The organism is Ruegeria sp. CDSC042 (genome assembly GCF_059610745.1).
The window spans coordinates 1-2,813 of record NZ_JBXWOF010000021.1 but is presented as its reverse complement, the minus strand read 5'-3'; the positions used below and the strand labels follow the sequence as shown (position 1 = coordinate 2,813).

The 2,813-nt window shown below is 55.7% G+C and carries 2 protein-coding genes and 1 tRNA gene; 1 reads left to right on the top strand and 2 read right to left on the bottom strand.

Annotated elements, in window-relative coordinates; translation table 11 throughout:
* Positions 1-77: transfer RNA gene (locus AC2FHX_RS20960), tRNA-Met, on the top strand.
* 372 nt (positions 78-449) lie between these two features.
* Here AC2FHX_RS20960 and AC2FHX_RS20955 read toward each other — a convergent pair.
* A complete protein-coding gene (locus AC2FHX_RS20955) occupies positions 450-1,733 on the bottom strand; it encodes a glycerate kinase type-2 family protein (protein ID WP_496703698.1) in 1,284 nt (427 codons plus the stop codon).
* Between the two features lie 7 nt (positions 1,734-1,740).
* Positions 1,741-2,718 (bottom strand): HpcH/HpaI aldolase/citrate lyase family protein, encoded by a 978-nt coding sequence (locus tag AC2FHX_RS20950; protein WP_142640422.1) that lies wholly within the window; start codon positions 2,716-2,718, stop codon positions 1,741-1,743.
* Positions 2,719-2,813: the final 95 nt, after the last annotated feature.

The following is a 2,813-nucleotide window of genomic DNA, read 5'->3' as shown; positions in this document are numbered from 1 at the left end:
CGCGGGATGGAGCAGCCCGGTAGCTCGTCAGGCTCATAACCTGAAGGTCGTAGGTTCAAATCCTACTCCCGCAACCAGGTCGAATAATATCAACACAGCCCGTTCAGACTACATTTGATCCACTGGATCAATTGCTTAACGTCTTCACCTCGTCAGGCTCATAACCTGAAGGCCAAAGGTTCAAACCCTACTCCAAAAAAGCAACTTTAGAACGAAAATTACAATTACTTACACGCCGATCAACGCCAAACATCCCGCAAAAATAATGCCTATATCCTTCCGTCAGAGCCTAAAACATCGCCTGTGACATTGGAACAAACGCCTCTTTTATGGCTTTGAAATCAGACTATCGCATGAATCGGACCTTTCTCGACGGATTCAGGCATTACTTTCCAATTCGACATCTCTGACGCTATATCAACCTGATGCCCGCCAAGTTTAGCGCGCGCTCAAGCTTCAGGCCCAAGCAGCAATACTTGGATATCTGCAACATTGGTTCCGGTCGCACCAGTCATCAGAAGATCACCCGATAGTCCCAATGCACGGTGACTGTCGTTGTTTGCTAACAGCGTGGACGGATTTTGCCCCGCATTGCGGATACGGTCGAATGTTCCCACATCCACAATCGCACCCGCTGCGGGGGTCGGACCATCACGGCCATCTGTTCCACCGCTGAGGAAAATCCAGTTGCCGGGAATAGCTTCCCCTTGCGCCAGTTGGGCGACGCGCAGCGCTAGTTCCTGATTGCGCCCACCAAGACCCGAACCCTGCAGCCGGACGGTTGTCTCCCCTCCGAAAAGTAGAGCGACCGGGCGGTCGGAAGCCACAGAACGGGCCGCTTGCAGAATCTGACGTGCAGCGTCGGACACGTCTCCTGTCAGTGCTTTGGATGCAATTTCAGCCCGACAAAACTGCGCCGCACAGCGATGCGCAGCCTCAAGGCTTATCGTGTTCGACCCGATCAGATGATTTGTCGCTTCAACTGCTATCGTCTGTTCAGGAACGCTGTGTTCAAGATGGTCCCGCACGGATTGGGGCAGACGCTTCCAGATGCCAGCCCCAATGCAGATCCTGCGGGCATCGGCTTGGGTTCCGATGGGTGGAGAAGTGGGGCCGCTGGCAACGGCACGCAGGTCATCTCCGATCACATCCGACAGAATATAGGCTGTGACCGGTGCAGGTGAACCGTGTCGCAGAAACCCTCCGCCCTTGAGCTGGCTCAGATGCTGGCGCACCAGGTTCATGTGCACGATGTCCAATCCGGAAGACAACAAGAGCTCGTTGACCACAATCTTATCCGATAGGGACAATCCGTCCACAGGTGCCGGAACAAGGGCCGATCCCCCGCCAGAGATCAGCGCTATGATCTGATCTTGCTCGCGTGCTGTGCTGAGCAGATCAATGATCTGCCGACCGGCTTTGAGGCCCCGTTCGTCCGGAACGGGGTGTGCACTGTTCAACACAGTTGCACCGGATACGACCGCTTGGTTTTCGGAATGGGTCACGGCCAGAGCGACATGATCACCCTGAACGTTTTGCAAGGCTTCCGCCATCATGGCTGGGGCCGCTTTACCAATCGCGATCAGGATGCTGCGCCCACCCTGTTTGGGCGCAGGCAATGGGGCTGATTGCAGCCGTCTGCTCAGGGATACCGCCGGATCTGCCGCTGCTATGGCTTCGGCAAATATGTTAGCGGCACAATCGCGTTGAGACATGGACGATTGTAAAGTCATGAGGCGATCATGCTGCTGCGATTTGACGAGCCTTTTCAACCATAACTTCAGCTTGACGGATCGAAGCATAGTCGATCAGGCGGCCATCTAACGAAACCGCTCCCTTTCCCGCTGCTTCGGCTTCGGCCATTGCTTCGAGAATGCGTTGTGCCTTGGTGACTTCGGCGTCGCCCGGCGACATAACATCGTTTGCCAGTGAAATCTGGCTGGGATGGATGGCCCATTTGCCCTCGCAGCCTAAAACTGCCGCGCGCTTTGCGGCGGCTTTGTAGCCGTCCGGGTCTTGGAAGTCTCCAAATGGGCCGTCGATTGGGCGCAAACCATTGGCGCGGGCAGCCACAACCATGCGGGCAAGCGCATAGTGCCACATATCTCCCCAATGGGTCAGGCGTCCTCCGTCCGTATCGGCGTCAGTCAGAACGGAATAATCCGGATTAACACCGCCGATAATAGTCGTCCGCGCGCGGGTCGAGGCGGCATAGTCGGCTACGCCGAAATGCAGGCTTTCGTTACGTTTCGACGCCGCCGCGATCTCACTGACGTTCTGCATCCCTAACGCAGTTTCGATAATATGCTCGAATCCGATGCGTTTTTTGTACCCCTTTGCATCCTCGATTTGCGTGACCATCATGTCGACGGCATAGACATCTGCCGCGGTGCCGACTTTGGGGATCATGATCAGATCAAGTCGCTCGCCAGCCTGTTCAACCACATCCACCACGTCGCGGTACATGTAATGCGTGTCGAGCCCGTTGATGCGTACCGACATGGTCTTGCTGCCCCAGTCGATGTCGTTCAGAGCCTCAATGATGTTTTTGCGGGCCTGTTCTTTCTCGTCCGGCGCGACGGCGTCCTCCAGATCAAGGAAGATGACATCCACGTCCGATTGTGCGGCCTTTTCGAACATTCCGGGTTGGCTGCCAGGCACGGCGAGTTCGCTGCGGTTTAGGCGGGCAGGAGCCTGTTCGATGGAATGAAAGCTCATGGGTTGGTGTCCTTCAGTTTACAAGTTTGGATAGATAGGGAATCTGGCGCAGAGGTTTGCGACTTCGGTTTTGACTTTGGCCTCGACCTCACCGT